This window comes from Paraburkholderia sp. GAS32, assembly GCF_050434225.1.
Classification (GTDB): Bacteria; Pseudomonadota; Gammaproteobacteria; order Burkholderiales; family Burkholderiaceae; genus Paraburkholderia; species Paraburkholderia madseniana.
In genome coordinates this window covers 64,941-90,089 of the sequence record NZ_JBNPVS010000009.1, presented here as the reverse complement: position 1 = coordinate 90,089, position 25,149 = coordinate 64,941, and the positions used below count along the sequence as shown (strand labels likewise).

Sequence of the window (25,149 nt, the reverse complement as noted above, 5' to 3'; positions counted from 1 at the left end):
GCGACTAACACCGCGCCGACGAAACCGGCAACCTCGCTGAACGCCGATTACTCGACGGTCGGCGGATTTTCGAACGTGTGGAACGGAGCCGGGCTCGGCACGGTCCATTCGAGGCCCGTTGCGCCGTCCCACGGCTTGTCGCCGGCCTTTTCGAGTTCACCGCCGCCACGATAGGCCGGCAGCGCAACCGCGAACAGGAAGTAGACCTGTGCCAGACCGAAGCCGAAGGCACCGATCGAGATGACCTGGTTCCAGTCCGTGAACTGTGCCGGGTAGTCAGCGTAACGACGCGGCATACCTGCGAGACCGACGAAGTGCATCGGCAGGAACGCGAGGTTAAAGAAGAACATCGACGCCCAGAAGTGGATCTTGCCGCGCGTTTCGTTGTACATCCAGCCGGTCCACTTCGGCGCCCAGTAGTACCACCCGGAGAACAACGCGAAGAGCGAACCCGCAACCAGCACGTAGTGGAAGTGGGCCACCACGAAATAGGTACCGTGATACTGGATGTCGAGCGGCGCCATGGCGAGCATCAGGCCCGACAGACCGCCGAACGTGAACACCAGCAGGAAGCCGACAGCGAACAACATAGGCGTTTCGAAGGACAGCGAACCGCGCCACATCGTCGCGACCCAGTTGAACACCTTCACACCCGTCGGCACGGCGATCAGCATCGTCGCGTACATGAAGAACAGTTGGCCCGTCACCGGCATACCGGTTGCGAACATGTGGTGCGCCCAGACCATGAACGACAGAATCGCGATCGACGAGGTTGCGTACACCATCGAGCTATAGCCGAACAGCGGCTTGCGCGAGAACGCCGGGATCACCTGCGACACGATCCCGAACGCCGGCAAGATCATGATGTACACCTCGGGGTGCCCGAAGAACCAGAAGATGTGCTGGTACATCACCGGGTCGCCGCCGCCTGCCGCGTTGAAGAACGACGTGCCGAAGTGGCGGTCGAACAGCACCATGGTGATCGCGCCTGCCAGAACCGGCATCACGGCGATCAGCAGGTATGCGGTGATCAGCCACGTCCAGACGAACATCGGCATCTTCATCAGCGTGAGGCCAGGTGCGCGCATGTTCAGGATCGTCACGACGATGTTGATCCCGCCCATGATCGACGAAGCACCCATCAAGTGGACCGCGAAAATCGCGAAGTCCATGCCCGGGCCCATCTGCGTCGACAACGGTGCGTACAGCGTCCAGCCCGCGGCGGTCGCGCCGCCCGGTGCGAAGAACGAACCGACCAGCAACACCGCAGCCACCGGCAGCAGCCAGAAGCTGAAGTTGTTCATCCGCGCGAAAGCCATGTCCGATGCGCCGATCTGCAGCGGCACCATCCAGTTCGCGAAGCCGACGAAGGCCGGCATGATCGCGCCGAACACCATGATCAGGCCGTGCATGGTGGTCAACTGGTTGAAGAACTCGGGGCGCATGATCTGCAGGCCCGGCTCGAACAGTTCGGCACGGATCATCAGCGCCATCACGCCCCCGGAGAGGAACATGGTGAACGAGAAGATCAGGTACAACGTACCGATGTCCTTGTGATTGGTTGCGAACAGCCAACGACGCCAGCCATGCGGCGTTTCGTGGGCGTGGTCGCCGTGTACGTGCTCGTGGCCCGCGACTACATCGTGTCCGATGCTAGACATGACAATCTCCTAATGCGAATACTGCGGTGCTGACCATGAACACGTCAGGCAGCCGGGCTGATCTGGACACGCCGGGCTTCTTTCGCGTCGCCGCCGCCCGTGATCGTTTCCGGCTTCTTCAAAATGATGTGGTCTTCGGCAATGCCGGCTGCTTTCAGTGCGTCGCGCACGGCTTCGGCACGGGTCTTCGCGAGCTTCGCGTTGACTTCGGCAGAGCCGGTGGCGTCGGTGAAGCCCGACAGTGTGAACTTGGCGTCCGGGTGTGCTTTCGCGTAGGCCGCGGCCGCGTCGACCGCCGCTTTCGCGTCGGTCGGCAGCGTGCTCTTGCCGGTGTCGAAGTAGACGTTTGCCGGGAGAGCTGCTTGCGATGCTGCCGCGCTGTCCGAACCGGCCGCAGCCGCGTCAGCACCCGAGGCAGCCGCTGCGCCGCTAGCAGCCGCGCCTGCGTCGGCCAGATGATTGCCACCTTCCGGCAGCTTGCCGTTACGGGCCTCCAGAATCTGCTTCGGCTGGAGAATGTCGCCGGTGTGGTTGCCCCACGAATTACGTTCGTACGTGATGACCGAAGCGATTTCGACGTCGTTCAGCGTCGGCGCCCACGAAGGCATCGCGTTCTTGCCCTTCAGCACCAAGCTCACGTGCTCGGCGATCGGGCCGTTGGCGATCTTGCTGCCGTCCAGCGCCGGGAATGCGCCAACGCCCTTGCCGGTCGGCTGGTGGCAGACCGCGCAATTCGCTGCGTACACCTTGCCGCCGCGCTCCATCAGCTCAGCCATGGTGTAGGTCTTGTTCGGATCGTCCTGGCCGGCGGCCATTTTCTGCTTCTGCGTATCGACCCACTTCGCGTAGTCGTCTGCCGACAGCACTTCGACCACCACCGGCATGAATGCGTGCTCCTTCCCGCACAGTTCGGTACAGAAGCCGCGGAAGGTGCCGGTCTTGTCAGCCTTGAACCACGTGTCGCGCACAAAGCCTGGAATCGCATCCTGCTTCACGCCGAAAGCCGGCACGTACCAGGAGTGGACCACGTCGTTCGCGGTGGTGATGATGCGGATTTTCTTGTCGACCGGGACGACGAGCGGATTGTCGACTTCCTGCAGGTACGTGGTGGAAATCGGCTCGCGGCCATCGGTTTGCGCACGCGGCGTGGCCAGCGTGGACAGGAAGCTGATGCCCTCACCCGGACCCTTCACGTAGTCGTAGCCCCACTTCCACTGGTAGCCCGTGACCTTGATGGTGACGTCGGCGTTCGTGGTGTCCTTCATCGCGACGACGGTCTTGGTGGCGGGGAGCGCCATCAGCACGACGATGACGAACGGCACGATCGTCCAGATGATTTCGACGGTCGTGCTTTCGTGGAAATGGGAAGCTTTATGGCCTTTCGATTTGCGGTGCGCAAACATCGAATAGAACATCACTGCGAACACGCCGACGAAGATCACCGTGCACAGGATCAGCATGAACGTGTGGAGGCTGTAGAGCTCCTCAGCGATTTTCGTCGCCGGCGGCTGGAGATTGATCTCGTTGACGGCAGGGCCGCCCGGAACATCGCCCACTGCCAGGGCCGCACCGGCGAAAAGCAGTCCGCTCATCGCCAGCACGCCCATGAGGGCTCGCTTGATTGTTTTCATAGCTTCCTTACCCAAAATTTCCATTCAAACCCTCGACCCCGCTGGCAGGCTGTCTCGCGCTCCCCGTGAACGCCGCGCGTCTCAACACGTCTAACAACGCGTGAGCCACATGCGCAATTCGCCTGCGAACTGCGCGCGCCGATACTGCGCGAGATGTTGCCCGATCATGATCGTCTGTCCGCGCGAGACCAGTTTGATCTGGTCTCGCGGCGTTGCGCCCGGTTCGATCCGCACCCAGCGCGGATTGAATTCGAACTGCGTGAGCCGCTCGGCGCTGACCTGCTCGATCACGAGCCGGTTCGGAAACAGCCGCACGCACTCGTAATCGACAGCATGACGCGCATATATGGCAAACGCGATGCCCACCGCCAGCAATTCAATACCGGTGAACGGCAACACCAGCCAGGCGCCGACCAGAACCAGCATGAAAGCAATTGCCAACGAGAACAACGCAAGCGACACGTAGAAACATACGAACTGCCGCGGCGATATCGAACAGTTGCGCTTCATCGTCCAGTCTTTGAGAACCGGTTCTGAATCCGCCAGCAGATCTGATGCTTCCATCGCTGCCTCCCGCCGACCGTCACCCATCACCGCCTGCGGCCACTGCTCGCGACCGCAGAATCCAGCCACTTGATTACCGCCGCGTCACTTCATGTTGCAGCCCTATGCCTCGGGCCTGCCGCCCCAAATGTGGGAACTCCGGGCGACAAACTGACGCATTATAGGCGCGATCCATGGCATCCACAAGCAAGCCTCAATCGGCCCACAAGCCCGGTGCGACAAGCCTCCGCGCCGTTTTGACGCAGCTTTCACGCGTCTTTTGAAGCGGTAATTTCAGACATAACAGATGTCCTCTTTACCGCTTCGTTGATTCCTCACCGATTCCTCGACGAGCCTCGTCCGATATCCTCGAGCCGCACGATCCCATGCCCTTCGGCCGTGGTGCGCGGCACGGCTTTCCAGGCGTGGCCGTAGATCACTTCGAAGGTCAGCGCGATCGTGCCGTCGGCGCGCCGGCGGGCCTCGAGCGCTGCCAGCAAAGCCTTGTGCAGCCTACGCGCGACGGCGTTCGCGGTAGCCTCGCGCTCGAACGGATAGGCGCCCCAGCGACGCACATCCGCGAGCAGCGACTCGGGCGACTTATATGTAATGGTGAGTGTTTCCTGGTCCATCACCGGAATCTCGAAGCCGCTTTCGACCAGCATGTCCCCGAGGTCATGCATGTCGACAAAGTCGATCACATGCTTGCGCGAAGCAACGCCATGCGCGGCCTCGACCTCGGCGTAGGCGCCGCGTAATTCCTTCAGCGAATCGGGGCCGAGCGTGCTGAACATCAGCAGGCCGTTCACTTTCAGCACGCGTTGCCACTCGGGAAACACGAGATCGGGCCGCGAGTGCCAGTGGAGAGCGAGATTGGACCAGATGAATTCGAAGGCGCCGGCCGCGAACGGCAGCGCCGAGAAGTCGGCCTGCGCAAAACGCGGACCGCGGGCGCCGAGCGCCTTGCCGAGCGTGGCCGGCAGAAAGCGCCGCCAGCTTGTGTCGCCGGAATCGTGACGCAGCGCGCGACTGAGCATTCCGTGCGACATGTCGGTGCCGAACACCGGCGCCTCGGGGAAGCGTTCGCGCAATGCGGGGATGTCTTCGCCCGCACCGCAACCGGCGTCGAGCACGCTCGACGGCGTAACCTTGATGTAGTCGAGGCGTTCGCGCATGCGCTGCGCGATTTCGCGCGGCAGGAACGCGACCTGGTCGAAGGTCGCCGCACGGCGGTCGAAAATCTGCCGGAGGCGCCGGGAATCATAGGCCGGACGGCCAGATTGAGACGTAGTTGGGGGCATGGGTGTCGTACTGGCGTAGAGCACGAAGTATACTCGTTCGCTTCCGTCCATTCAGCGTGAAAGGCCTTTGCGGGCGGTCCAATCATGCCACTCCGAAAAAATTCCTCGTCTCCCGGCGGCTCGAACGCACTTTTTGCACGCTTCACGCGCGGCTTATATTCGGCGTGGCCGCATGTGATGCACGCTGCGTTGCCGAACCTGTGCGCACTATGCGGCAATTTGTCGCATAAGACGCTGTGTGCCGGTTGTGACGAGGCGTATTGGAACGAAGCCAGGTTGCGCTGCACGGTGTGCGCGGTCCCTTTGTCCGGAGCGCGCTGGGCGAGCCACGCGCGATATCGCTGTGCGGATTGCATCGGCGAGCCGCCGCCGTTCGAGGCAACCTTCGCTCTTGCCGATTACCGCCAGCCGCTCGACGCCTTGGCGCTCGGGCTGAAATTCCGCGCCCGGCTGATGCTGGCGCGCGAGTTTGCGCAACGCCTTGCGCGCCTCGCGGGGGACTCATGGGTGGACGCGGCTGAAAAACCCGATGTGCTCGCGCCCGTGCCGCTGGCCAACAAACGTCTTACTGAGCGCGGCTACAACCAGGCCTGGCAGATTGCGAGGCCCTTGGCCCGCGCGCTGAATGTGCGCAGCGACGCCACCTTGCTGCATCGTGTGATCCACACCGCACCACAATCGCGGCTCGACCTGGACGCGCGCCGGTTGAACGTGGGCCGAGCATTCAAAGTCGTCAAACCGGTGCAAGGTCTGCATGTCGGCATCGTCGACGATGTGATGACGACCGGCGCGACACTCGAAGCGCTGGCGCGTACGCTCAAAGCGGCCGGTGCGCGGCGCGTCACCAACTTCGTCGCACTGCGTACACCAAAAAACTAGTCTCTACCTGAAGCCATCATGTTCAATGTCGTTCTCGTCGAACCCGAAATCCCGCCGAACACCGGCAACGTTATCCGCCTGTGCGCCAACACCGGCGCGCGGCTGCATCTGATCGAGCCGCTCGGCTTTCCGCTCGACGACGCCAAATTGCGCCGCGCCGGTCTCGACTACCACGAGTATGCGCAGATGAACGTACATGCCGATTGGGCAGCGTTCGTCGCCAAGGAAGCGCCCGATCCGGCGCGGATGTTCGCCTTCACCACCCGTGGCTCGGGCCGGTTTCACGAGCATGCGTTTCAATCCGGCGACTGGTTCGTGTTCGGCGCCGAAACGCGCGGCCTGCCTGACACCGTGCTCGATCAATTCGCCAATGAACAACGCGTGCGTCTGCCGATGCGACCAGGCAACCGCAGCCTGAATCTGTCGAATACGGTCGCCGTGGTCGTGTTCGAAGCGTGGCGTCAGACCGGCTTCGACGGCGGCGCCTGACGCCGTTCCAATTCGGCTTCGTAGCGCGCAAGCATCGCGCCGTCGAAGCAGGCGAACACCACGTGTTCTATGCCCGGCTTGCGCGACAAGCTTTCGAGCACGGTGCCGACAGCAATTTGCACGGCTTCGTTGGCGGGAAAATGGTAGATACCGCAACTAATCGCGGGGAACGCAATACTCCTGCAATGCGCCTGATGCGCCACTTCGAGCGAGCGCCGATAGCACGAGGCAAGCAGGTCCGCCTCGCCGCGCGCACCGCCCTGCCAGACCGGGCCGACCGCATGGATCACATGTTTGGCCGGTAACTGGTAACCACGGGTGATTTTCGCATCGCCGGTTGCGCAGCCGCCGAGCGTTTCGCACTCACGCAGCAATTCCTTGCCGGCCGCGCGGTGAATCGCGCCGTCCACGCCGCCCCCGCCTAGCAACGAAGTATTCGCGGCATTGACGATCGCATCCACGGCGAGTGTCGCGATATCGACCACGCGCGCTTCTAGCGTGCAATTGTTAAAACTGAGCATGAGAACCTCGCTGATCCGAAGCGTCGATAAAACGTGGACAGCGATAGTGGGCAGCCGTTCAGCGCTTTTCGCGCTAAACGGCTGAAAGACAAGACTTATTCTGCTTTCGAATCGCGCCGCAGCAAGGCGCTGACGGCGTCGCGGGGCGCTACGCCGTCGAACAGCACGGCACAGACCGCCTGCGTGATCGGCATCTCGATCGCATGAGCGCGAGCGATTGCCAACACAGCTTGCGCACAACGCACGCCTTCGGCCACATGGCCGAGGCCGCCGAGGATATCGTCGAGCGTACGGCCCGCGGCGAGTTGCACGCCGACCGTGCGATTGCGCGAAAGATCGCCCGTGGCGGTCAGGATCAGATCGCCCAGCCCTGTCAAACCGGTGAACGTCTCCGCCCGCCCGCCGAGCGTCACGCCGAGGCGCGACATTTCAGCGAGACCACGCGTAATCAACGCCGCGCGTGCATTGAGACCGAGGCCGAGGCCATCGGCAATACCCGTGGCAATCGCCAGCACGTTCTTCACCGCGCCACCCACTTCCACACCAACGATGTCATCGCCGGTATAGATGCGCATGGCGCCATGATGGAACGCGGCAACCGTGCGCTCCCGGCATGTCGCCGACGTACTCGCGATCGTCAACGCGACCGGCAAGCCCTGCCCGACTTCGCGAGCGAAACTCGGACCCGACAGCACACCGTTACTGCCATGCCCCGGCAATTCAGCCGCGACCACCTGATGCGGCAACAACTGCGAGTCGGCTTCGAAACCTTTGCACAGCCACACCACATGTGCCGGCACTTTGCCCGCGTCGTGCATCGCCCGGAACAGACCCCGCAGACCGGCGACGGGCGTCGCCACGACGCATAACGCGTCGTCGGCGAGCGCGTGGTCGAGCGCTGCGTTCAGATCGGCTTCATAGCGAAGGGACGGTGGCAACGCAACGCCCGCCAGATAGCGGGCGTTTTCGTGCGAAGCGGAGAGATCGGCGATGAGCGCGGGTTCACGCGCCCACAGCACCGTGTCGTGCCGTGCGGCCAGATGGCCGGCGAGGGCTGTGCCCCATGCACCGGCGCCGAGGACAGCAACCTTCATAGCCGGCACCGAACGGACGCGTTAATGCGTGACGCCGTTTTGCGCCGCGCCTTCCTGGCCGCCCATTTGCGCGAGACGTTGCTCGTACAGCGCCTGGAAGTTGATCTCGGCGAGGTGGATCGGCGGGAAGCCTGCGCGGGTGATCGCGTCGGCAATGTTCGAGCGCAGGTACGGGAACAGGATCGTCGGGCAGGCAATGCCGACCAGCGGATCAATCTGCTCAGCCGGAATGTTGCGGATGTCGAAAATGCCGGCTTGCTTGGCTTCGATCAGGAACGCAACCTTGTCCGACACCTTGGCCGTGACGGTGCCCGTCACGAGGATTTCGAACACGGTGTCGGCGAGGCGCTCGGCCTTCACGTCGACTTCGACTTCGACCGACGGCATTTCCTGCTCGAGGAAGATGCCTGGCGAATTCGGCTGCTCGAGCGACATGTCCTTCAGGTAGATGCGCTGGATGTTGAAGAACGGCTGGTTATTCTCGTCGGACATGATTGAGTGATTCCCTGATAGGTATGCGTGGCGGCGGCCCATGACTCCACGGGCCGCCAGATCGTTGCGGCGCATCGCCGGCCCTCGAAGTTGTCCTTGAAGGGCCAGCATGCACCGACTTGTGTTTCACCTGCCCCACTCACGCGCCGGCCGGCGCATGAGTGGGGCAACTTCGTTCAGGCAGGTTCGAGCAGAGGCATCAAACCGCCCGCGCGATCGAGCGCGGACAGGTCATCGTACCCGCCGACATGCGTCTCGCCGATGAACACCTGCGGCACAGTGCGGCGACCGGTCCGGGTCATCATTTCTTCACGACGGGCCGGGTCCTTGTCGATCAGTACCTTTTCAACGTGCTCGACGCCGCGCGACTTTAAAAGACGTTCGGCCATCTGGCAATACGGGCACACCTGGGTGCTGTACATGATGACTTTGTTCACTTGACTGCTCCTTGTTTCACAACCGGCATACCGGCTTTCTGCCAGGCGTCGACACCGCCTTCGAGAACATGGACTTCGGCGTATCCCGCATCCTGCACGATACGCGCTGCCTTGTTCGACTGCTGGCCGGTCTGGCACACCAGCAGCACCGGGTTGCTCTTGTTCTTCACGAGTTGCGCGACTTTCGCCTGCAACTCTGCAAATTCAAGGTGCCGTGCCGCGGGCAGATGGCCCTTGGCAAAGTCGGCGGACGGACGCAGATCGATGACCGCCGCATTGCGCCGGTTGATCAGTTGGGTGGCTTCAGCGGCCGACAGGCCACCGCGGCCACGCCGGCTGATCGTCGGCCACAGCAGCAACCCACCGGAGATGAGGACGATTGCGATCAGTACAAGGTTTGTGTAATCAGTGAAAAACTTCACGGAAAATCCGCCGAAAAAGAGAGAAATCGAAAAGGGCAATCGAGCCATTATAAAATAACCGTCTGACGCGATGGCGGCGCTCCTCCAGAGGACCCTCGCAACGCTTTACCGCTTCCTTACTACCGACCGGCAATCTCATGTACAAATTCGTTCTCATCCGCCACGGCGAATCGACGTGGAACAAGGAAAACCGCTTCACGGGCTGGGTCGACGTCGACCTCACCGAACAGGGCAATCGTGAAGCGCAGCAAGCGGGCGTGCTGCTGAAGGAATCGGGCTATTCGTTCGATATCGCCTACACGTCGGTGCTCAAGCGCGCGATCCGCACCCTGTGGCACGTACAGGACCAGATGGACCTGATGTATCTGCCGGTCGTGCATTCGTGGCGCCTGAACGAGCGCCACTACGGCGCGCTGTCGGGCCTGAACAAGGCGGAAACCGCCGCCAAATTCGGCGACGAACAGGTGCTGGTCTGGCGCCGCAGCTACGACACGCCGCCGCCGGCGCTCGATCCGTCGGACGAACGCGCACCCTACAACGATCCGCGCTACGCCAAGGTGCCGCGCGAGCAATTGCCGCTCACGGAGTGCCTGAAAGACACCGTCGCACGCGTTTTGCCGTTGTGGAACGAGTCGATTGCGCCGGCCATCAAGTCAGGCCGCAAGATTGTGATCGCCGCGCACGGCAACTCGATCCGCGCCATGGTGAAGTACCTGGACAACATTTCGGACGACGACATCGTCGGCCTGAATATCCCGAATGGCGTGCCGCTCGTCTATGAACTCGACGAAAACCTGAAACCGATCAAGCACTACTATCTGGGCGACCAGGACGCGATTGCGAAGGCGCAGGCCGCTGTGGCCAAGCAAGGCAAGGCGGGCTAAACCGGGGCCGCCGGCCGCCGCCCCCCGCCTGTAGTGGAAATCTGCAGCGGGGGCCCGGCAAACGGGCCACCCCACCGGCAAGACCTGCCGGCGTACGCGTCCCGCCGGCTGTCAATTGCGCCATCCCACTGCCATCTTGCCGTTACCGCACATTACTTCGGCTTCGCGACCTCCGACTCACGAACCAGGGCCCGCCCGCGCTGTCGAATCACGATTGCCTGCGCTGCGCCCTGACCGGGCGGGTGTGCAGTTATACTTGTCCGTCCCCATCTCTATCGACGCTGCCACGCGCTCCCGACCGCAACAGACTCTATGCGAAAGAACCTGAAAAATATCGGCCTGATTGCCGCGGGCCTTGCTACCGGCGCATTTGCCACCCTGCAACTCTCCGCCTCGGCCCAGCAACCCGCCGGCGCCGCCTCGAGCGCCGTTGCACCGTTGCCGCTGGACCAACTCCGGCTCTTTGCCGAAGTGTTCGGGCAAATCAAGCATGAGTACGTCGAACCGGTGGACGATAAAAAGCTCCTCACCGCCGCGATCAAGGGCATGGTGTCGAGCCTCGACCCGCACTCGTCGTATCTCGACAAGACCGATTACGAGGAACTGCAGGAGCAGACCAAGGGTCGCTTCGCGGGTCTCGGCATCGAAATTTCGTCGGAAGACGGCCTGATCAAGGTGATCTCGCCGATTGAAGACACGCCCGCGTTCCGCGCCGGCATCCGTCCGGGCGACCTGATCACCCGCATCAATGACAAGCCGGTGCGCGGCATGACGCTCGACCAGGCGGTCAAGCAGATGCGCGGCGATCCGGGCACCAAGGTCACGCTGACCATCTTCCGCAAGACCGACGACCGGACGTTCCCGCTCACGGTCACGCGCGCGATCATCAAGGTCCAGTCGGTCAAGATGAAGATTCTGGCGCCGGGCTACGCGTATGTCCGCATCACCAGCTTCCAGGAACGCACCACGCCTGATCTGGCTGCGAAACTGCAAGACATCGCCCGTCAACAGCCGAACCTGAAGGGTCTCGTGCTCGACCTGCGCAATAACGGCGGCGGTCTGCTGCAAAGCGCGGTCGGTGTTGCCGGCGCGTTCCTGCCGTCGAATTCGGTGGTGGTGTCCACCAACGGCCAGATTCCGGATTCGAAGCAGGTCTATCGCGACACGTACGATAACTACCGCCTGCAATCGTTCGACAGCGATCCGCTGAAAGACGAAGCGCCGATCTTCAAGACTGTGCCGATGATCGTGCTGACCAACGCCTATTCGGCGTCGGCTTCGGAGATCGTCGCGGGCGCGCTGCAGGATCAGCATCGTGCGCTGATCGTCGGCAAGACCACCTTCGGCAAGGGTTCGGTGCAAACCGTCCGTCCGATGACAGCTGAAACGGCACTGCGTCTGACCACGGCGTACTACTACACGCCGAGCGGCCGTTCGATCCAGAATAAGGGCATCCGTCCTGACATCGCGGTCGATCAATACTCAGAAGGCGATCCGGACGACGCACTGGTTACTCGCGAAGTCGACTACTCGAACCACCTTGCGAACACGCAGGATCCGAACGAGAAGAAGGAAGCGGATCAGCGCGAACAGGAACGCATGGACCAGTTGCGCCAGCTTGAAGAGCAGAACGACAAGAAGACGCCGGAACAGCGTCAGAAGGATCGTGAGCGCAAGCCGGTCGAGTTCGGTTCGACCGACGACTTCATGCTGACGCAGGCGTTAAACAAGCTGGAAGGCAAGCCGGTGCAGGAATCGAAGTCGCTGACCGAGCGGCGTCTGGCGCAGAACAAGCCGGCAGCATCGGCCTCCGCGCCGGTCGCGGTGAAGCCGACGCAACCGGTACCGGGCGCATCGGTCCCGGCCTCGGCGCCTGCTACACAAAGCAACTAAGCAGCAAATCCAACGTGTCTTCGCAGCCGGACGTGCTGCGAAGACACGGAGCAGTACAGTTGTAATACCCGGCACCAGCAAGAACACCCGCTCCCCCGCGCGATTAAAATAACGAAACCGCGCATGGCAGGCCACCGGTCCTGCATCTCATTGCGCGACACTCCACGCGCCCCGCCATGAATGACGATCAACTCCTCCGCTATTCCCGCCACATCCTCGTCGACGAAATCGGCATCGAGGCGCAGCAGCGCTTTATCGACGCGCACGCGATCATCGTCGGCGCGGGCGGCCTGGGTTCGCCGGCAGCGATGTATCTGGCGGCGGCAGGCGTCGGCCGTCTGACGCTGGTCGATGCGGATACGGTCGACCTGACCAATCTGCAGCGGCAGATTTTGCATGTGACGGCGTCGGTCGGGCGCAAAAAGGTGGAGTCCGGGCGCGACGCGATCGCCCAGATCAATCCTGAGGTGGTGGTGAACGCGGTGGCCGAACGGGTCGACGATGCATGGCTCGATCGCGAGGTGCCGCACGCCGCTGTCGTGCTCGATTGCACGGATAACTTCGCGACGCGCCACGCGATCAACCGCGCCTGCGTGAAGCATGGTGTGCCGCTGGTCTCAGGCGCGGCCTTGCGTTTCGACGGCCAGATCAGCACCTTCGATTTCCGGGACGCAGCGTCGCCCTGCTATGCGTGCGTGTTCCCGGAGGACCAACCGTTCGAGGAAGTCGCGTGCTCGACCATGGGCGTATTCGCGCCCACGGTCGGCATCATCGGTTCGATGCAAGCGGCTGAAGCACTGAAAGTGATCGGCGAGATCGGCACGCCGCTGGTGGGCCGTCTCACGATGCTCGATTCGCTGCGTATGGAATGGAACACGATGCGCATTGCGCGTCAGCCGGATTGCCCGGTATGTGGGCAACAGCATCAGCCGTGAGCCCACGCAAGCAAGACGCCAAATGAAAAACGCCGCACACATGTGCGGCGTTTTTCATTTGAACCCACCAATCCGGGTTGTCAGTTTCAAGCCAACACCACGCGCTTCAGCGCCGCCTGCACCTCTTCCGGTTCGAACGAAGCCAGCACGTCGGCCACCGGCTTCTCGAGCGTCTTCAGATGCGAGCGCAGGACTTCCTGCTTGACCACCAGCAACTGGCTCGGGTGCATCGAGAACTCGGTGAGGCCCATACCGAGCAACAGACGCGTCAACGCCGGGTCGCCCGCCATCTCGCCGCACACCGACACCGGCACCCCCGCCCGCTTCGCCTCGCGCAGCGTGAAGGCGATCAGATGCAGCACCGCCGGATGCAGAGGATCGTACAGATGCGCGACCGAGTTATCCGCGCGATCGATCGCCAGCGTGTACTGGATCAGATCGTTCGTGCCGATCGACAGGAAATCCAGCCGCTTGAGAAACAGCGGCAACGCAATCGCGGCGGCCGGAATCTCGATCATCGCGCCGACCTGCACGTTCGGATCGTAGGCGATACCGGCATCGTCCAGTTGCCGCTTGGCCTCGCGAATCAGATCGAGCGTCTGATCGATCTCCTGCGCGTGCGCCAGCATCGGAATCAGAATCTTCACCTTGCCGAACGCCGATGCACGGAGAATCGCGCGCAGTTGCGTCAGGAACATCTGCGGTTCCGAGAGGCTCCAGCGAATCGCTCTGAGCCCCAAGGCGGGGTTCGGTGCGGTTTCGTAGCCGTCGCCGCCACCACTCATCGAATCGAGCGGCTTATCGGCGCCGACGTCGATCGTACGGATCGTCACCGGCAAGCCGTTCATCAACTCGACGGCGCGACGGTAGGCAGCAAACTGCTCTTCCTCTTCCGGCAAGTGGTGCTTGTGATTCATGAACAGGAACTCGGTGCGGAACAGGCCCACCCCGGTTGCCCCCGAATCGACCGCGGCGCGCGCGTCCTCCGGCAACTCAATGTTCGCGCACAGTTCGATGCGTGTGCCGCAGAGCGTTTGCGTGGGCGAAAACTTCAGCCGTTGCAGCTTGCGCTGCTCCAACGCTTTTTCGCTCTGACGGTACGAGTATTCTTCCAGCACGATCGGTGCGGGATCGACGATCACGATGCCGTGATCACCGTCGACAATGATCAGGTCGTCTTGCCGGATCAACTGGCTCGCATGCTGCACGCCGACCGCGGCCGGAATGCCGAGGCTGCGCGCGACAATCGCCGTATGTGAAGTCCGTCCGCCGAGATCGGTGACGAAACCCTGAAACGTTTGCGTTTTGAACTGCATCATGTCGGCCGGCGCGATGTCGTGCGCGACCACAATCATCTCGTCGCACGTACCGTGCACGCTGTCTAGCAGCGCCACCGAAGCGCCGGCGAGCGCCTTCAGCACGCGCTCCACCACCTGTTCGATGTCGGCTTTGCGCTCGCGCAGGTACTCGTCTTCGATATCGTCGAAATGGCGCGACAGGCGCTCGAGCTGTTCGGTCAGCGCCCACTCCACGTTGTAACGGCGCGTACGGATCAGGTCGATGGTTTCCTGCACGAGCATTGCATCGTTCAGGATCATTGAATGAACGTTGATGAACGCACCCATTTCGCTCGGCGCGTCTGCCGCGAGATCGGCGCGCAACGTGTCGAGTTCGTAATGCACATGTTGCTGGGCCACGCGAAAGCGCTCGATCTCGCCCTCGATCTGGGCGGGTTCGATCAAATAGTGGTCTACGTCAAGTGCAGCCGGGGCGATCAGATAGGCCCGCCCGATGGCGATACCGCGTGACACGGGAATTCCATGCAGCGTGAAGGACACGCGCACCTCCTCTAGTTGTGTGATGCCGCGGCAAACCGCTGCAATGCTCTCAGACTCTGTTGGCCATTATAAATTCCGCGCCCGTTGTCGATACGTTAGGTCTGTGTGCAGCGCAGCACGAAATACCGTAACCGACCACAACACTGCGCCTTCGACGAGCTTGCGCTCCGGCAACGCGAACCCCTGCGCGCCGCGGGCAGGCGCCTCTCAAGCTGCGATTGTCTCGCGCTAAAAAAAATGCCGCGGACAGTCGCGGCATTTTGCTTCAGGCAACGATAACGCGCGAATTCACTGACCTTCGCCGAATTTATCAGCAATCAGTTTCAACAATGCGTCCATGGCTTCTTTTTCGTCGGTGCCTTCCGTTTCGATCAGCACCGTGCTGCCTATACCCGCGGCCAGCATCATCACACCCATGATGCTCTTGGCATTAATACGGCGGCCATTGCGGCTCATCCAGATTTCCGCCTGGTAGTTGCCCGCGAGTTGCGTCAACTTGGCCGACGCGCGCGCGTGCAGCCCCAGCTTGTTCACAATAGTCGTTTCCTGTTGCAGCATGTGATGGTCCGAAGCGCGGGTAAGTGTTGTAGTGAAAGGTGAAACTGCAAACCGGCTGCGATTGGGTGCGACCCAATCGCAATCGTTTAAAGCCGTGAGATCCGCTTACAACCCGGTCGAGCCGGCTTTCTGCGTCAGGTCGGCCTCAGCCGGCAACGCGGGCAAACAGTCAGCGGCAGCGGCCTCTGGCGGCAAAGCGGGCAAACAGTCACTGGACCCCGCAGGCGGCGCAACCGGCGCCGGCGTGGCCGGTCCGATTGCGTGCACGCCCTTGGTGGCCCCAGCGAGCGCTTTGTCGACCAGCGTGTCGAGCGGCGTCGCGCGATAACAGACCGCGCGCACCAGCATCGGCAAATTGACGCCACACAGCACACGGACGTTCGGCACCGAAGCGAGCCGCCCGGCGATATTCGCCGGCGTGGCGCCGAACATGTCGGTGAGCACGAGTGCGCCGTTTTCTTCCTTGAGCCGCTCGATTTCCGAATGCGCGAACGCGACCTGCTGTGCGGGATCGCAATCCGGCGATACATCGATCACGCCGATGCGAGCCGGCAAGCCACCGTAGATGTGCGAAATACAATCGCGCAACGCGGTGGCGAACGGAGCGTGCGCAATGATCAGAATGCCTGCCATGTCAGCCTTGCTGCAAAAGAACGGCCCCGAACCGTGGACCGGGACGAAGCCCGGTTCGTAAGCGCCCTCGACTGGCCGTGGGTCGTGAGGGCCGGAACGCATCACCTGACGAGCGGCCCGCCGTGCCTGATATCGCTACGGCGCCGGCGGGAAACAGCTCGTTCACAGTCCGCAGTCCATGCCAGTGGCGCCTGACAGGCGCCTTCCACTCGCTTGGCGCGGAAGAGCGGGCATTGTATCAGGCTCATTTTCACGCCAAAGCCGGTGTTTCGCTTGATGCGGATTTACTACACAGTTTGGGGGCCTTGGCGGCCATTCAAGGGCTGCGCCTCAAGCGGCCGCGCGCTCCAATGCGTCGATGAACATCGCGGCGACGTCGAAGCCGGTCTGATCCATGATCTCGCGGAAACACGTTGGGCTCGTCACATTCACCTCGGTGAGCCAGTCGCCGATCGCATCCAACCCGACCAGCAGCAGACCACGCGCGGCGAGCACCGGCGCGAGCGTGTCGGCGATCTTGCGGTCGTGATCGGTAAGCGGACGCGCCACGCCCAGTCCACCCGCGGCGAGGTTGCCGCGCACTTCATTACCCTGAGGAATCCGCGCGAGCGAAAACGGCACCGCTTCGCCGCCGATCAGGAGAATGCGCTTGTCGCCCTCCTTGATCTCGGGGATGAACTTTTGCGCCATCACCGAGCGCGCGCCGTCGTGGCTCAGCATCTCGATGATCGAGCCGAGATTCATGCCATCGGCCTTCACGCGGAACACACCCATGCCGCCCATGCCGTCGAGCGGCTTGAGGATCACGTCACCGTGTTCTTCATGGAAGGCGCGCAAACGGGCTGCGTCGCGCGTCACCAAAGTCGGCGCCACGAACTGCGCGAACTCGCCGATCGCCAGCTTTTCCGAATGATCGCGAATCGCCTGCGGCTTGTTGAAAATGCGCGCGCCGCCGCGTTCGGCCATTTCCAGCAGCCACGTCGACGTCACGTATTCCATGTCGAACGGCGGGTCTTTGCGCATCACGACCGCGCTGAAACTCTTCAGCGATTTTGGCGTGGCCGCTTCAGCGGCGTACCACGTGTCGCGATGCAGGTCGGTCACGTCGCCGGTAATCGCAAAGCGCTGCACGTTCGCCTCGACGTCGCCGCCGGTCCACGCCAGATGCTTCGGCTCGCACGTGTAGAGCGTGTGACCGCGGCGCGCGGCTTCTGCCATCATCGCGTAGGTGGAATCTTTGTAGATCTTGAACTGCGTGAGCGGATCGGCAATGAAAAGAATGTCCATGAGGATTCCGGTGCGCCCTTAGGGCTTGGCATTGATCGTCAATATAGTCGCTGAAAATGACGATGGCGGCACGCATGCCGCCATCGACCACCTCGCGAGGCTTAAACCTGAATCGCTTCCGGATCGGTCTTTTCCAGTTCGACCGATGCGGCCAGCAACCCGAGCCGCGCCACCACGCCGTACATATAGAAGCGGTTCGGCACCGCCGCGCCGGGCTTGGCGTGGGCATCCGGCAGGGCCGTATGCTCGAAGCCAAGCGGCACGAAGTGCATGCCGGGCGCGTTCAGATTCTGATCGCGCTCGCGGCTGCCGTGCACGCGGTAGAAGCCGCCCACCACGTAACGGTCGATCATGTACACGACCGGCTCGGCGACTTCTTCGCCGATCCGCTCGAAGGTGTACACCCCTTCCTGCACGATCACGTCATGCACTTCGAGGCCGTCTTTGGTGGCAGCCATCCTGGCGCGTTCGCGCTTGGTGAGCGCGGCCACTTCCGAGGCGTCGTGCACGGTCATCACGCCCATGCCATACGTGCCCGCATCCGACTTGATGACGACATACGGTTTCTCGGAAATGCCGTACTCGCGATACTTCCTGGCGATCTTCTTGAGCACGCCGTCGATCGCATCCGTCAGCGCTTCTTCACCGGTGCGTTCCTGGAAATCGACCCCTTCGACATGCGCGAAGTACGGATTGATCATCCACGGATCGATCTCGACCATCTTCGCGAACTTCTTCGCGACGTCGTCATAACAGGAGAAGTGCGTCGATTTACGGCGAACCGCCCAGCCGGCATGCAGCGGCGGCAGCAGGTACTGCTCGTGCAGATTTTCCAGCACGGGCGGAATGCCGCCCGACAGGTCATTGTTCAGCAGAATCGAGCACGGGTCGAAGTTCTTCAAGCCGAGGCGCCGCGGCGTGCGCTCGAGCGGTTCGAGCACGAGCTTCTGGCCGTCGGACAGCGCGATCGTGACCGGCCCGACGATGCTTTCGTCGAGCGTGCCGAAACGCACGTTCAAGCCGGCCTGGCGCATGATCGCGGCCAGACGGGCGACATTCTCCAGATAAAACGCGTTGCGCGTATGGCGCTCGGGGATCACCAGCAGGTTCTTCGCGTCCGGGCAGATCTTTTCGATCGACGCCATCGCGGCCTGCACGGCGAGCGGCAACACTTCCTGCGGCAGATTGTTGAATGCGCCGGGAAACAGATTGGTGTCGACCGGCGCGAGCTTGAAGCCCGCGTTACGCAGGTCGACTGAACAGTAGAACGGCGGCGTGTGCTCCTGCCATTCGAGCCGGAACCAGCGTTCGATGGCGGGGGTAGCGTCGAGGATCTTCCGCTCGAGGTCGAGCAGCGGGCCGTTTAACGCCGTAACTAGGTGCGGAACCATTGATCACTCGCAGACTGGAGAAAAAAGATTGTAGAGCAAATGCTTTGTCCATTTGGGGACGCTTTCTCCATTCGCAAGCCGATGCGGATGCATTCTCGCTATCGCCATGATAGGCGCGGAAAACTACTGCTCACAAGATGCGCGGCCAGAAAAAAGCCCGCCATAAAGGCGGGCCAAAGTCGCTGCGCTTGATTCTGCTCCGTCGAGCCCTGGAGAGAGCTCGACCTTCCTTGGAGAAGTCCTTATTCGACGTGTTCGCCGTGCAGGCTCACGTCCAGACCTTCGCGTTCCTCTTCTTCCGTCACGCGCAGGCCCATCACCATGTCGATCACCTTCAGCAGGATGTAGCTCACCACGCCGCTGTAGATCAGCGTCGTCAGCACGCCCTTGGCTTGCAGGATGACGCTGCCGTCCGCGCCGCCGATGTCCTTGACCGCGAACACACCGGTCAGCAGCGCACCCACGATACCGCCGATGCAGTGCACGCCGAACGCGTCGAGCGAGTCGTCGTAACCGAGCTTGTGCTTGAGCCACGTTGCCGACCAGAAGCAGATCACGCCTGCCGCGATGCCGATCACCAGCGAACCCGCCATACCGACGAAGCCCGAAGCCGGCGTAATCGCCACCAGACCTGCCACGGCACCCGACACGATACCGAGTACCGACGGCTTACCCTTGGTTGCCCATTCGGCGAACATCCATGCGAGTGCTGCTGCTGCGGTTGCCACTTGCGTTGCGAACATCGCGAAACCGGCACGGCCGTCTGCCGCCACTGCCGAACCCGCGTTGAAGCCGAACCAGCCTACCCACAGCATGGCGCCACCGATCAGCGTGAGCGTCAGGTTGTGCGGCGCCATCGCTTCCTTGCCGTAGCCAACACGCTTGCCGAGCACCAGCGCGCAGACCAGCGCCGCGATACCGGCGTTGATGTGCACCACCGTGCCGCCCGCGAAGTCGAGGATGCCCGCGGCAGCCAGCCAGCCGCTCGGTTCCCAGACCATGTGCGCGATCGGCGAGTAGACGATGATCGACCACAGCGTCATGAACACCAGCATTGCCGAGAACTTCATACGGTCAGCAAACGCGCCCGTGATCAGTGCCGGCGTAATGATCGCGAACGTCATCTGATAGACGACGTAGACCGTTTCCGGGATCGTCGGCGCGAGGTGGCTGACGGTCAGCGTCGTGGCCTTGTCGCCCTTGATGTAGTTCATACCCGCCATGAAGAAGCGCGAGAAGCCGCCGATGAACGAACCACCCGGCGTGAAGGCAAGGCTATAGCCCACCACGACCCAGATGATCGACACGAGGCAGGTGATCGCGAAGCTTTGCATCAGGATCGCGAGCACGCTCTTCTTGCGGACCATACCGCCGTAGAACAGCGCCAGACCCGGGATCGTCATGAACAGCACGAGCGCGGTGGAGGTCAGCATCCAGGCGGTGTCGCCCGAATTGATCTTCGACGAATCGACCGAGAACGGCGCGGTCGGGGCGGCAGGCGCGGCGTCCGATGCTGCCGGCGCGGCTGCGGCGGCGCTGGCAGCCGGTGCGGCGGACGCATCAGCGGCCGGTGCCGAAGCCGCGGCGGCAGCAGGCGCTGCCGAAGCGTCAGGCGCCGGCGCGCTCGCCGTCGTATCGGAAGCAGGCGCCGAGGCGGCTGCGGGGGCGGAAGCGTCGTCCGCGAGGGCGGCGCCGATACCGCCCGCGAGCAGCGAACCGGCCATCAGCATGGACATCAATAATTTGCGCATCTTCGTTTCCTCTTGTCGCTATCTGTGTCGCTATCTTTTGGTGTTACAGAGCGTCCGCGCCGGTCTCCCCGGTGCGAATCCGAATCACTTGCTCGATCGGCGTGACAAAAATCTTGCCGTCGCCGATCTTGCCGGTGCGTGCCGCGCGTTCGAGCGCCTCGATCGCCTGGTCGACGATGTCGTCCGAGACAGCGGCCTCGATCTTCACCTTCGGCAGGAAATCGACGACGTATTCAGCGCCCCGATACAGTTCCGTATGGCCCTTCTGACGACCGAAGCCTTTGACTTCCGTCACCGTGATGCCTGAGACGCCGATGGCCGACAAGGCTTCGCGCGCCTCATCGAGCTTGAACGGCTTGATGATTGCGGTAATGAGTTTCATGAAATCCCTCGCTAAGTTGCGTAACCCGTTGCGTAACCCTGTTTGCGTACCCTGTAACCCGTTCGCGTGGTCTCGTTCCGCTGCCGGTAAAAAGCACCCGGCAGTGCGCGCGGGGCAGTAACAGCAACTCGCATGCCATGTTGTGTCAGACTTCGTCCGGGGCATGCTGCAGAAGGGGCGCAAGCCGCCCTGGCCGGATGGCCAACGTTGGCGGGGCACGGTGGCGCGGCGTATGGATCGTTGCTAGAGTGTTCGAAGGCATTTAACGTTTGAGCGCGCACCAAACGGGCTCATGCGGCAGCGGCAGGCAACAAGCCATGCACCAAGACGGACCATTCGACGCGACAAAGCACAGGCGCAATGAAACATGCACATTTTTTGTGCATTAAGGGGAACACCATGAAACAACCGAACGATGTCTTTAACGATTTTCAGGCCCGCATGAGCGAGCTGTTCAAGAACTCGCCGGCCAAAGATGTCGAACGCAACGTGAAAGCCATGCTGTCGCAGGGCTTTTCCAAGCTCGACCTGGTCACGCGTGAGGAATTCGATACGCAGACCCAGGTGCTGGTGCGCACCCGCGCGCGCCTCGAGGAGCTGGAGCGCCGCGTCGCCGAGCTCGAACAGAAGCTGCCGGTCACAACGCAAACGCCCTGAAGCTTTGCTCGCAGCGCTTTAGCTGCGTAGTGCTGCACATCACTGGCAAGCGAGCCGTGACGTCATCAGCGTTTTAGGGGACTCGCGCGCGCCATCTGCGCGCGGTCCGACGGGAGAAAACATGTCGCTTGCCGTGGTGCGCAGTCGCGCGCCGGCCTCTGGCCGCGCGCCCGAAGTAACCGTCGAGGTCCACCTCGCCAACGGATTACCCTCTTTTTCGATCGTCGGCCTTCCGGATCTGGAAGTGCGCGAAAGCCGCGAGCGCGTGCGCGCGGCGCTACAGAACTGCAGCTTCGATTTCCCCGTGCGGCGCATCACCGTCAATCTCGCGCCTGCCGATTTGCCGAAGGAGTCCGGCCGCTTCGATCTGCCGATCGCTTTAGGCATCCTGGCGGCGAGCGGGCAAATTCCTGCCGAGTCCCTCCTGCATCGTGAATTCGCCGGCGAACTGTCACTGACCGGCGCGCGGCGGCCGATGCGCGGGGCTTTCGCGATGGCCTGCGGAACGGCCCGCAGCGGTGCTTCTCACGGCGGCTCGGGCGGCATGTCTGATTCTGCGTCTACTCGTATTACTTCAGCCGAACCGGCGACGTCCGAGACGTCCGCTCAATCTACCCCGCAGCTCTATCTGCCCGCGGCAAGCGCGGCCGAGGCAGCGCTCGTGCCGGGTGTCGATGTCTATGGCGCCACCGATCTGCCGTCGCTGTGCGCACATCTGGCCGGCGCGCCCGACGCCAGGCTTTACCCTGTCGCGGCGCCCGACCTCAGCGAGACCGCGCCCGCCGCCGTTCCTGACATGGCCGACGTGATCGGCCAGCGCGGCGCGCGCCGCGCACTTGAAGTCGCCGCGGCCGGCGGACACCACGTCTTGCTGGTCGGGCCGCCCGGCGCGGGCAAATCGATGCTCGCCGCCCGCCTGCCAGGCCTGCTCCCACCCATGACCGACGACGAGGCGCTCAGCTCGGCGGCGTTGCTGTCCGCCAGCCGGGCCGGCTTTACGCCCTCGCAATGGCGGCAGCGGCCGTTTCGCGCGCCGCATCATTCGTCGAGTGGGCCGGCGCTGGTCGGCGGGCGCAATCCGCCGCAACCCGGCGAAATCACCCTGGCGCATCTGGGCGTGCTGTTTCTCGACGAATTGCCGGAATTCGACCGCCATGTGCTGGAGACCCTGCGCGAGCCCCTCGAGGCCGGGCGCATCACGATCTCGCGCGCCGCCTTGCAAGCGGAATTTCCAGCCGCCTGCCAGTTGATCGCCGCGATGAACCCCTGCCCCTGCGGATGGCGCGGCGACCCCAACGGTCGCTGCCGATGCACGCCGGAAATCGCGGCGCGTTATCTGCGCAAGCTGTCCGGGCCGCTGCTCGACCGGATCGACATCCAGCTCGAGATTCCTGCGCTCACGCCGGCGGAGTTGTCGGCGCGTTCCACCACCGCCGGTGAATCGAGTGCAGCGATCGCCCTACGGGTGAATGCCGCTCGCGAGCGGCAACTAGCCCGGCAAGGCAAAACCAATCGGGAACTGGGCGGACGGGAAGTGGACGAGGTCTGCCGCCCCGACGCAGACGGTGAAGCTTTGCTGCGCCAGGCCGGCGAGCGCTTCGGCTGGTCGGCGCGTGCTTACTACAGAGTCCTGAAGGTGGCGCGGACCATCGCCGACCTGGCCGGCGCGGCTATGCCGAGCGCGGCGCAAGTCGGTGAAGCCATCCAATATCGCCGGGCGTTTGGGTCTGTATAAGGCGAAAAATCGCCTGTCAAGACTTGACTTATGCACAAGTGCGCGTTCCAGATAAATCTGGAAACAACTGAAAGGCATACAGAGACACGCATCCCAAAAGCATTGATTTAATTGACTTATTTCGACCGCCCGGAGCTGACTCAGTCTGACAGAATGCCCACGGGATGGGCATCTGCGGCAAAAAACGCGAAGTTCTCAACAGAGTTATCCACAGCCTCCGTGCGCAACCGGAAAACTTCAACGTAAACCGGGAATTAGCGCGCGATGCTACGAAGGAACTTTCACTGTGCACTACGATCTTGTCGCGCACCGAGTTGACCAAAAAACGCCGCTTTCAACTTTCAATAGAGCTGGAACGACGAAAAAAACTGGTCGACCTGCTCCTGCTGCACCGGCTTGGACGCAATGATCGCGGCCTGATACACATGCCGGCCACGCGCGACCAGCCGCGCATAGACTGTGCGCGTCTCGTGTTGCGAGCCAGCCTCACCGGTCAGCTTCATTTCCAGACCCAGCACCTGACCGCCTGCGGCCAGCGGAATTTGCACCGCGTGCGCGTCCGGCGCGGCGCCGACGTTACGGGCGAGCCCCGTGCGCAGGAATTCGAGGGCGGCACGCTGCGTCGCTTCGTCATCGCTCGGCAGCATCACGGTGCCGACCGCGAACACGGCGTCGCCGGCTTCGGCTGTCTGCATCGCCATCTGCATCGGCTTGCCGTCGATCTGGACCGCGCGCTGATCGTTGTCCGGCTTGGCCGGCAGGTCGACCGTGTAGCCGTTGTCGTTATTCATGACGGTGCGCCAGTCGAAGGTCGGCGAACACGCTGTCAACGCGCCGCCCAACGCCAGCGCGCAGGCCACCGTTCGGAGAACTGCTCGTGCTCGCCGCAAGCGGAAAGCGGCACCGGCCGGGCGACCGTTTGCCAGGGCGAAACGTGAGGAACGGCTAACGGGGCGGCCAAACGGGATGATGGAGATTCGGGCAAGCAAGCGAAAAGCAGTTCGGAGCATGGGGACAGAAGATCGGACTGACAGGAACGTAAAGTCCTATTATCGCCTCCCGGGCCGCCCGCTGCCGCGTTGCCGGAATGGGGCTACAATAGCGGAGCCAAGCAATACCGGATTTAACAGTCCAAATCCACGTACTGTTCCGCGCGTTCTGCGCGACTCTCGAGGTTCCGTTCATGAGTTCCACCCCGTCCACCGCCGCACGGCGCGCGAATCCGCTTCGCATCATCATCATTGCCGTCGTGGCCGTAGCGATCGCGATTGCCGGCTATTTCGCGTTCGCCGGCCAGCAGCGCGTGCCGGATGCGACCTTCACGTTGCTGTCGGGCCAGAAAGTCTCGACCGCCGATCTGAAAGGCAAGGTCTACCTGGTCAACTTCTGGGCGACCAGTTGCGACACCTGCATGAAGGAAATGCCGCAGATGGTCCAGACCTATAACCGCTTCAAAGGCAAAGGGCTCGAATTCGTCGCCGTCGCAATGAACTACGACGCACCGATGTACGTGGCCAACTACACGCAAACCCGCCAGTTGCCGTTCAAGGTTGCAATGGACGACGGCTCTGCCGCCAAGCAGTTCGGCAATGTGCAGCTCACGCCGACCACCTTCCTGATCGATAAGGACGGCAAGATTCTGAAGCGCTATGTCGGCGAACCGCAATTCGCGGAACTCGACCAGTTGCTGGAAAAAGCGCTCAACGCGGCCTGATTGCCCCACGAACAGCCTGAA

At 62.5% G+C, this 25,149-nt stretch carries 25 protein-coding genes; 8 read left to right on the top strand and 17 right to left on the bottom strand.

Going from position 1 to position 25,149, the window contains the following annotated elements; translation table 11 throughout:
• Positions 1–47: 47 nt before the first annotated feature.
• From ctaD to P3T25_RS13540, 4 genes are all read right to left on the bottom strand, one after another.
• Complete coding sequence (ctaD, locus tag P3T25_RS13555; RefSeq protein WP_154564591.1) at positions 48–1,661, bottom strand: cytochrome c oxidase subunit I; 1,614 nt, start codon at positions 1,659–1,661, stop codon at positions 48–50.
• 44 nt (positions 1,662–1,705) lie between these two features.
• Entirely contained in the window at positions 1,706–3,316 is a 1,611-nt protein-coding gene (gene coxB, locus P3T25_RS13550) for a cytochrome c oxidase subunit II (RefSeq protein WP_429358211.1), read from the bottom strand.
• Between the two features lie 66 nt (positions 3,317–3,382).
• Complete coding sequence (locus P3T25_RS13545) at positions 3,383–3,856, bottom strand: DUF2244 domain-containing protein (RefSeq protein WP_154564595.1); 474 nt, start codon at positions 3,854–3,856, stop codon at positions 3,383–3,385.
• 314 nt (positions 3,857–4,170) lie between these two features.
• Positions 4,171–5,136 carry a methyltransferase domain-containing protein gene (locus P3T25_RS13540; protein WP_154564597.1) on the bottom strand — a complete coding sequence of 322 codons (966 nt, stop codon included), beginning with the start codon at positions 5,134–5,136 and terminating at the stop codon, positions 4,171–4,173.
• 84 nt (positions 5,137–5,220) lie between these two features.
• Between P3T25_RS13540 and P3T25_RS13535 the strand changes: the two genes are divergently transcribed.
• Positions 5,221–6,015 (top strand): ComF family protein, encoded by a 795-nt coding sequence (locus P3T25_RS13535; protein ID WP_154564599.1) that lies wholly within the window; start codon positions 5,221–5,223, stop codon positions 6,013–6,015.
• A gap of 18 nt (positions 6,016–6,033) precedes the next feature.
• Positions 6,034–6,504 carry a tRNA (uridine(34)/cytosine(34)/5-carboxymethylaminomethyluridine(34)-2'-O)-methyltransferase TrmL gene (gene trmL, locus P3T25_RS13530; protein ID WP_154564601.1) on the top strand — a complete coding sequence of 157 codons (471 nt, stop codon included), beginning with the start codon at positions 6,034–6,036 and terminating at the stop codon, positions 6,502–6,504.
• Here trmL and P3T25_RS13525 read toward each other — a convergent pair.
• The 5 genes from P3T25_RS13525 to P3T25_RS13505 form a co-directional block, all read right to left on the bottom strand.
• Positions 6,477–7,025, bottom strand: coding sequence for an O-acetyl-ADP-ribose deacetylase (locus tag P3T25_RS13525; RefSeq protein WP_429358210.1), 549 nt, complete (start codon positions 7,023–7,025; stop codon positions 6,477–6,479). The genes trmL and P3T25_RS13525 overlap by 28 nt on opposite strands.
• 95 nt (positions 7,026–7,120) lie before the next feature.
• Entirely contained in the window at positions 7,121–8,119 is a 999-nt protein-coding gene (locus tag P3T25_RS13520; protein ID WP_175051990.1) for an NAD(P)H-dependent glycerol-3-phosphate dehydrogenase, read from the bottom strand.
• Positions 8,120–8,140: 21 nt separating this feature from the next.
• The gene (gene secB / locus P3T25_RS13515; protein WP_054035743.1) at positions 8,141–8,611 is read right to left on the bottom strand and encodes a protein-export chaperone SecB; all 471 of its coding nucleotides are present in this window, start codon (positions 8,609–8,611) and stop codon (positions 8,141–8,143) included.
• Between the two features lie 176 nt (positions 8,612–8,787).
• Positions 8,788–9,048 (bottom strand): glutaredoxin 3, encoded by a 261-nt coding sequence (gene grxC, locus P3T25_RS13510; protein WP_054035740.1) that lies wholly within the window; start codon positions 9,046–9,048, stop codon positions 8,788–8,790.
• A complete protein-coding gene (locus P3T25_RS13505) occupies positions 9,045–9,470 on the bottom strand; it encodes a rhodanese-like domain-containing protein (protein ID WP_429358209.1) in 426 nt (141 codons plus the stop codon). Before P3T25_RS13505 ends, grxC begins: the two co-directional genes overlap by 4 nt.
• A gap of 137 nt (positions 9,471–9,607) precedes the next feature.
• Here P3T25_RS13505 and gpmA point away from each other — a divergent pair, with 137 nt between their 5' ends.
• The 3 genes from gpmA (at position 9,608) to P3T25_RS13490 (ending at position 13,182) form a co-directional block, all read left to right on the top strand.
• Positions 9,608–10,354 carry a 2,3-diphosphoglycerate-dependent phosphoglycerate mutase gene (gene gpmA / locus P3T25_RS13500; RefSeq protein ID WP_266238566.1) on the top strand — a complete coding sequence of 249 codons (747 nt, stop codon included), beginning with the start codon at positions 9,608–9,610 and terminating at the stop codon, positions 10,352–10,354.
• A 312-nt stretch (positions 10,355–10,666) separates the two neighbouring features.
• Positions 10,667–12,247, top strand: coding sequence for a S41 family peptidase (locus P3T25_RS13495; RefSeq protein WP_171925157.1), 1,581 nt, complete (start codon positions 10,667–10,669; stop codon positions 12,245–12,247).
• 176 nt (positions 12,248–12,423) lie between these two features.
• Positions 12,424–13,182, top strand: coding sequence for a HesA/MoeB/ThiF family protein (locus tag P3T25_RS13490; protein ID WP_154564614.1), 759 nt, complete (start codon positions 12,424–12,426; stop codon positions 13,180–13,182).
• Positions 13,183–13,268: 86 nt separating this feature from the next.
• Here P3T25_RS13490 and ptsP read toward each other — a convergent pair whose 3' ends face one another.
• The 7 genes from ptsP to P3T25_RS13455 form a co-directional block, all read right to left on the bottom strand.
• On the bottom strand, positions 13,269–15,020 hold the full coding sequence (gene ptsP, locus P3T25_RS13485; RefSeq protein ID WP_168435872.1) for a phosphoenolpyruvate--protein phosphotransferase: 1,752 nt from the start codon (positions 15,018–15,020) through the stop codon (positions 13,269–13,271).
• 288 nt (positions 15,021–15,308) lie between these two features.
• Positions 15,309–15,578, bottom strand: a complete 270-nt coding sequence (locus P3T25_RS13480) for an HPr family phosphocarrier protein (protein ID WP_054035732.1) — start codon at positions 15,576–15,578, stop codon at positions 15,309–15,311.
• A gap of 105 nt (positions 15,579–15,683) precedes the next feature.
• Entirely contained in the window at positions 15,684–16,211 is a 528-nt protein-coding gene (locus P3T25_RS13475) for a PTS sugar transporter subunit IIA (protein WP_154564616.1), read from the bottom strand.
• 330 nt (positions 16,212–16,541) lie between these two features.
• Positions 16,542–17,498, bottom strand: a complete 957-nt coding sequence (gshB, locus tag P3T25_RS13470) for a glutathione synthase (protein ID WP_171925154.1) — start codon at positions 17,496–17,498, stop codon at positions 16,542–16,544.
• 101 nt (positions 17,499–17,599) lie between these two features.
• Entirely contained in the window at positions 17,600–18,889 is a 1,290-nt protein-coding gene (gene gshA / locus P3T25_RS13465; protein ID WP_154564620.1) for a glutamate--cysteine ligase, read from the bottom strand.
• 242 nt (positions 18,890–19,131) lie between these two features.
• The gene (locus tag P3T25_RS13460) at positions 19,132–20,640 is read right to left on the bottom strand and encodes an ammonium transporter (RefSeq protein WP_154564622.1); all 1,509 of its coding nucleotides are present in this window, start codon (positions 20,638–20,640) and stop codon (positions 19,132–19,134) included.
• 43 nt (positions 20,641–20,683) lie between these two features.
• A complete protein-coding gene (locus P3T25_RS13455; protein WP_006048089.1) occupies positions 20,684–21,022 on the bottom strand; it encodes a P-II family nitrogen regulator in 339 nt (112 codons plus the stop codon).
• A 399-nt stretch (positions 21,023–21,421) separates the two neighbouring features.
• Between P3T25_RS13455 and P3T25_RS13450 the strand changes: the two genes are divergently transcribed.
• Together P3T25_RS13450 and P3T25_RS13445 are read left to right on the top strand one after the other, a co-directional pair.
• Positions 21,422–21,679: an accessory factor UbiK family protein gene (locus P3T25_RS13450; RefSeq protein ID WP_154564624.1), complete on the top strand. Its 258-nt coding sequence runs from the start codon at positions 21,422–21,424 to the stop codon at positions 21,677–21,679.
• A 121-nt stretch (positions 21,680–21,800) separates the two neighbouring features.
• Positions 21,801–23,414, top strand: a complete 1,614-nt coding sequence (locus tag P3T25_RS13445) for a YifB family Mg chelatase-like AAA ATPase (RefSeq protein WP_429358208.1) — start codon at positions 21,801–21,803, stop codon at positions 23,412–23,414.
• Positions 23,415–23,755: 341 nt separating this feature from the next.
• On the opposite strand, the gene P3T25_RS13440 is transcribed toward P3T25_RS13445, so the two are convergent.
• Positions 23,756–24,424 (bottom strand): hypothetical protein, encoded by a 669-nt coding sequence (locus tag P3T25_RS13440; protein WP_266258955.1) that lies wholly within the window; start codon positions 24,422–24,424, stop codon positions 23,756–23,758.
• 173 nt (positions 24,425–24,597) lie between these two features.
• On the opposite strand from P3T25_RS13440, the gene P3T25_RS13435 reads away from it, so the two are divergent.
• The gene (locus P3T25_RS13435; RefSeq protein WP_154564188.1) at positions 24,598–25,128 is read left to right on the top strand and encodes a TlpA disulfide reductase family protein; all 531 of its coding nucleotides are present in this window, start codon (positions 24,598–24,600) and stop codon (positions 25,126–25,128) included.
• The last annotated feature ends 21 nt before the right edge of the window (positions 25,129–25,149 follow it).